The sequence below is a fragment of the Streptomyces sp. NPDC057654 genome (assembly GCF_042800135.1).
Taxonomy (GTDB): Bacteria; Actinomycetota; Actinomycetes; order Streptomycetales; family Streptomycetaceae; genus Streptomyces.
Map to the genome: position 1 here is coordinate 1 of NZ_JBHVHQ010000643.1, position 4,991 is coordinate 4,991.

Below are 4,991 nucleotides of genomic sequence, written 5' to 3' on the forward strand. Positions count from 1 at the left end.
GAACAGAACTTCGGACCGCACATGGAGCAGAAATGCGCGGTCTTCGCCGGCTCGGCCGGAAGCGTCTGGTCGTGGAACTCGCGGGCGGTGACCGGGTCGAGGGCCAGGTTGAACTGGTCCTCCCAGCGGAACTCGAAGCGCGCGTCGGAGAGCGCGTCGTCCCATTCCTGGGCGCCCGGGTGCCCCTTGGCCAGGTCCGCCGCATGGGCGGCGATCTTGTACGTGATCACGCCCGTCTTCACGTCGTCCCGGTCCGGGAGGCCGAGGTGCTCCTTGGGCGTGACGTAGCAGAGCATCGCCGTGCCCCACCAGGCGATCATCGCCGCGCCGATGCCCGAGGTGATGTGGTCGTAGGCGGGGGCGACGTCCGTGGTCAGCGGGCCGAGCGTGTAGAACGGGGCCTCTTCGCAGATCTCCTGCTGGAGGTCGATGTTCTCCTTGATCTTGTGCATCGGGACGTGCCCCGGGCCCTCGATCATGGTCTGCACGCCGTGCCGCTTGGCGATGGAGTTCAGCTCGCCGAGCGTGCGCAACTCCGCGAACTGCGCCTCGTCGTTGGCGTCCGCGATGCAGCCGGGGCGCAGCCCGTCCCCGAGCGAGTACGTGACGTCGTACGAGGCCAGGATCGCGCTGAGTTCCTCGAAGTTCTCGTACAGGAACGACTCCTTGTGGTGCGCCAGGCACCACGCGGCCATGATCGAGCCGCCGCGCGAGACGATGCCGGTCTTGCGGCGCGCGGTCAGCGGCACATAGCGCAGCAGCACGCCCGCGTGGACGGTCATGTAGTCCACGCCCTGCTCGGCCTGTTCGATGACCGTGTCCTTGTAGATCTCCCAGGTCAGCTCCTCGGCCTTGCCGTCGACCTTCTCCAGCGCCTGGTAGAGCGGCACGGTGCCGATCGGCACGGGGGAGTTGCGCAGCACCCACTCGCGCGTGGTGTGGATGTTGCGGCCGGTGGAGAGGTCCATGACCGTGTCGGCGCCCCAGCGGGTCGCCCAGGTCATCTTCTCCACCTCCTCCTCGATGGAGGAGGTGACGGCGGAGTTGCCGATGTTGGCGTTGACCTTGACCAGGAACTTCTTGCCGATGATCATCGGCTCGATCTCCGGGTGGTTCACGTTGGCCGGCAGCACGGCCCGGCCCGCCGCGATCTCCTCCCGTACGGTCTCGGGGTCGACGTTCTCGCGGATCGCGACGTACTCCATCTCCGCCGTGATCTCGCCGCGCCGGGCGTACGCGAGCTGGGTGACGGCCTGCCCGCCGTGGCCCCGGCGGGGCTGGCGCGGGCGGCCGGGGAAGACCGCGTCGAGGTTCTTGAGGCCGCCGCGCGGGGTGGTGTGCTTGAGGCCGTCGTCCTCCGGGCGCAGCGGGCGCCCGGCGTACTCCTCGGTGTCGCCGCGGCCGATGATCCAGTTCTCCCGGAGCGGCGCGAGGCCGCGCCGGACGTCCGTCTCGACGGCCGGATCGGTGTACGGGCCGGACGTGTCGTACAGCCGCACGTCCCGGCCGTTGGTGAGGTGCACCCGGCGCACCGGAACCCGCAGGTCCGGGCGTGATCCGGTCACGTGGTCCTTGTGCCAGCCGAGCTCGGCGGAGCCGCCGCTCCCCGCGGAGCCGCTGGTTTCAGGCGTGCGTGCATCCTGCTGCGAGGTCATAAGACCCAACTCCCTACGCCGGCATTACCCGGTAACAGGTTCGGCGGTCGACGCAGCGGCTTCCGTACGTCCCGTACGGAGATCAGCGCCCTCTCAGCCCGGTGCTCCGAGCTCCCGCGATTGCAAAGGTGCCACTACGCTAACGGTTCGCCGCCCCCGGCGGCCAGGGGGCCTTGCGATGATCGGGCGGTGACTCGCACCCAGCCCGATCCCCCCGCGCATCCGCATAACCCTGTGCCTCAACAGCCTCATGCTCATGCGCAGGGCCACGGGCACTCGCACAGCCACGGACCGGCCGCCCCCGTCTCCGGCCGGCTGCGCAAGGTCATCGCCGCCGTGCTCATCCCGTTCGCCGTCGCCGTCGTGGCCGGGCTCGTGGTGCTGTGGCCCGGCGGTACCCCGCCGCACCAGCACAGCGGGCTGGGGTTCGACCAGCAGACGGAATCGGGGCGCCTGGTGAAGATCGAGGAGGTGAGCTGCGCGGATGTGGGGGCGCAGGCGCAGGCGCCGCCCGGCGGCGGAAGCGGACAGCCGCCTCCGGGAACCACGGGCAGCGGGACCACCCCCGGTAAGAAGAGCGAGACGTGTGAGAAGGCCACCCTCGAAGTCACCTCCGGCAAGGACAAGGGCCGTCCCTTCACCGAGATCGTCCAGCCCAGCGCCTCGCGTCGCTACGCGGTCGGCCAGGAGGTCGTCCTCGCGTACGCGCCCAAAGCCCCGAAGAACCTCCAGTACTCCGTCACCGACGTGGACCGCACCCTGCCGATGGCGCTGCTCGGCGCCGTCTTCGCGCTCGCCGTCGTGGCCGTCGGCCGGCTGCGCGGCCTCTTCGCGCTCGTGGCGCTGGCCATCAGCTTCGGCGTGCTGACGCTGTTCATCCTGCCCGCGATCCTGCAAGGGTCGAACCCGCTGGTCGTCGCGGTGGTCGGCGGCAGCGCGATCATGCTGATCGCGCTCTACATGTGCCACGGTCTGACGGCCCGTACGTCCGTGGCGGTGCTCGGCACCCTGCTGTCCCTGATGGTCATCGGCCTGCTCGGCTCGGTCTTCATCGACTGGGCGCAGCTGACGGGCGACACCGACGACCAGACGGGGCTGGTGCACGGCCTCTATCCGCACATCGAGATCCGCGGGCTGCTGCTGGCCGGGGTCATCATCGGCTCGCTGGGCGTGCTCGACGATGTGACGGTCACGCAGACGTCCGCGGTGTGGGAGCTGAAGGAGGCCGATCCGACGGCGAGTTGGCGCAAGCTGTACGGGGCCGGGATGCGCATCGGGCGGGACCACATCGCGTCCGTCGTCAACACGCTCGTACTGGCGTACGCGGGTGCCTCGCTGCCGTTGCTGCTGCTGTTCTCGATCGCGGACAGCGGGGTGGGAACGGTCGCGACCAGCGAGATCGTCTCGGAGGAGATCGTACGGACCCTGGTGGGCTCCATCGGTCTGGTCGCCTCGGTTCCGGTGACCACGGCGCTCGCGGCCCTCGTTGTCAGTGCCGACCGGCACAATACGAGTGCTGGGGTGAAGGCCGGGGCGAGGACCGGGGGGCGGTCCGCGACGCGGGGCGGCAGGCGCCGCCGCGCCAAGTGATCGGGGGGGCTGCCGGTGATCGGCGAGCAGGGCAGGGTGACGGGGACGGTCGGGCCGGGGCTGGTCGGCGAGGTGATGGTGCGGGTGCGCGGCGGCTCCGAGGCCTTCCTCGCGTACGCGGTGGAGCCGGGCGAGCGGCTGGAGCGGGGCACGGTGGTGCTGGTCGTGGAGTATCAACCGCCGCGCACGGTCTACGTCATGGCCGCTTATGGGTGATGTATCAAAAGCGCACCAAGGATGCGGATGTGCCTGCGCCGTGGTGCTGGGCGGGAGCAGACTTTTTTGATCACGGGTCCCTTCCGGGGCCCGGCAAAGGGGGCGTGAACGCATGCTGATCGGCATCGTGGCGGGGATCGTCGTCGTCGCAGTCGTCGTCCTGATCGGTCTCTTCAAACTCATGTGGCGGGTCGCCGAGCCGAACGAGGCGCTCGTCATCTCCGGCTCCAAGCACCGCACGGAGGGCCTTGAGGAGGGCATGGGGTTCCGGATCGTCACCGGGCGCGGGACGCTGGTGATGCCCGGGGTCCAGGTGGTGCGGAAGCTGTCGCTCGACCTCAACGAGGCCGAGCTGAATGTGGATTGCGTGACCCAGCAGGGCATTCCGCTGCGGGTGCACGGCGTGGTGATCTTCAAGGTGGGCGACGACTTCGTGTCGATCGCCAACGCGGCGCGCCGCTTCCTGGACCAGCAGAAGTTCATGGGCGAGCGGGTGCACAACGTCTTCGCCGGCCATCTGCGGTCGATCGTCGGCGGGTTGACGGTCGAGAACATGATCCGGGACCGGGAGCGGCTGACGGGCGAGACGCGGGCCGCGTCGGGCACCGAGATGGAGAAGCTCGGTCTGATCATCGACTCGTTGCAGATCCACGAGATCCAGGACCCGACCGGGTACATCAAGAACCTCTCCGCGCCGCACGCGGCGGCCGTGCACCGGGACGCGCGGATCGCCCAGGCCGAGGCGGACCGGCTGGCCACGGAGGCCGAGCAGCAGGCGTCGGCCCGGATGGCGGAGGCGACCCGGGACAGCGAGATCCTCCAGGCCGGTTATCAGGCGGAGCGGGACAGCGCGGCGGCCAAGGCCCGGCAGGCGGGCCCGCTGGCCGAGGCTGCGGCCCAGCAGGAGGTCGTGGTCCAGGAGACGCGGGTGGCGGAGCTGGAGGCGCAGCGCCGGGAGCAGATGCTCCAGGCGGATGTGCGCAAGCCGGCGGACGCCTCCGCGTACGAGAAGCGGACGCTGGCCGAGGCGGAGCGGGACGCCCGGATCTCGGGTGCGGAGGCGAAGGCGCGGGAGACGGAGCTGGCGGCGGTGGCCGAGGCGAACCGCGTGCAGACGGCGGCGGTCGCGGAGGCCGAGGCCACCAAGGCGCGCGGCTCCGCCTCGGCGGCGGCGACGCGGGCGACCGGTGAGGCCGAGGCCGCGGCGGCGCAGGCCAAGGGGCTTGCGGCGGCCGAGTCGGCGCGGGCGCGGGGCCTGGCCGAGGCGGAGGCCATCAAGGCGAGGGCGGCCGCCCTCGCGGAGAACCAGGAGGCGGTCGTCGCGCAGCAACTCGCCGAGAAGTGGCCCGAGATCGTCCAGGCGGGCGCCGGGGCGTTCGGGAGCGTCGATCACATGGTGCTGCTCAACGGGGCGGACGGGATGTCCGACATGTTCGCGAAGGCGCTCACCATGGGCGGTACGGGCCTGGGGCTGGCCCGTCAGCTGCTCGCGTCGATGGGCTCGGCGCAGGGGGGCGCCGAGGGTGCGAG

Annotated in this window: 4 protein-coding genes and 1 riboswitch; of the genes, 3 read left to right on the plus strand and 1 reads right to left on the minus strand. The window is 70.7% G+C overall.

Annotation, left to right across the window (positions count from 1 at the left end; translation table 11 throughout):
• Positions 1-1,655 (minus strand): phosphomethylpyrimidine synthase ThiC (thiC, locus tag ACFU99_RS32650; protein WP_384398915.1); only part of this gene is annotated, 1,655 nt, incomplete at its 3' end.
• Positions 1,649-1,783, minus strand: a riboswitch (TPP riboswitch). It overlaps the preceding gene by 7 nt.
• Before the next feature lie 61 nt (positions 1,784-1,844).
• Here thiC and ACFU99_RS32655 point away from each other — a divergent pair.
• From ACFU99_RS32655 to ACFU99_RS32665, 3 genes are all read left to right on the plus strand, one after another.
• Positions 1,845-3,245 (plus strand): YibE/F family protein, encoded by a 1,401-nt coding sequence (locus ACFU99_RS32655; protein ID WP_384398917.1) that lies wholly within the window; start codon positions 1,845-1,847, stop codon positions 3,243-3,245.
• 15 nt (positions 3,246-3,260) lie between these two features.
• Positions 3,261-3,461: a hypothetical protein gene (locus ACFU99_RS32660; protein WP_384398919.1), complete on the plus strand. Its 201-nt coding sequence runs from the start codon at positions 3,261-3,263 to the stop codon at positions 3,459-3,461.
• Positions 3,462-3,573: 112 nt separating this feature from the next.
• A partial coding sequence (locus ACFU99_RS32665; protein WP_384398921.1) for an SPFH domain-containing protein occupies positions 3,574-4,991 on the plus strand: 1,418 nt, incomplete at its 3' end.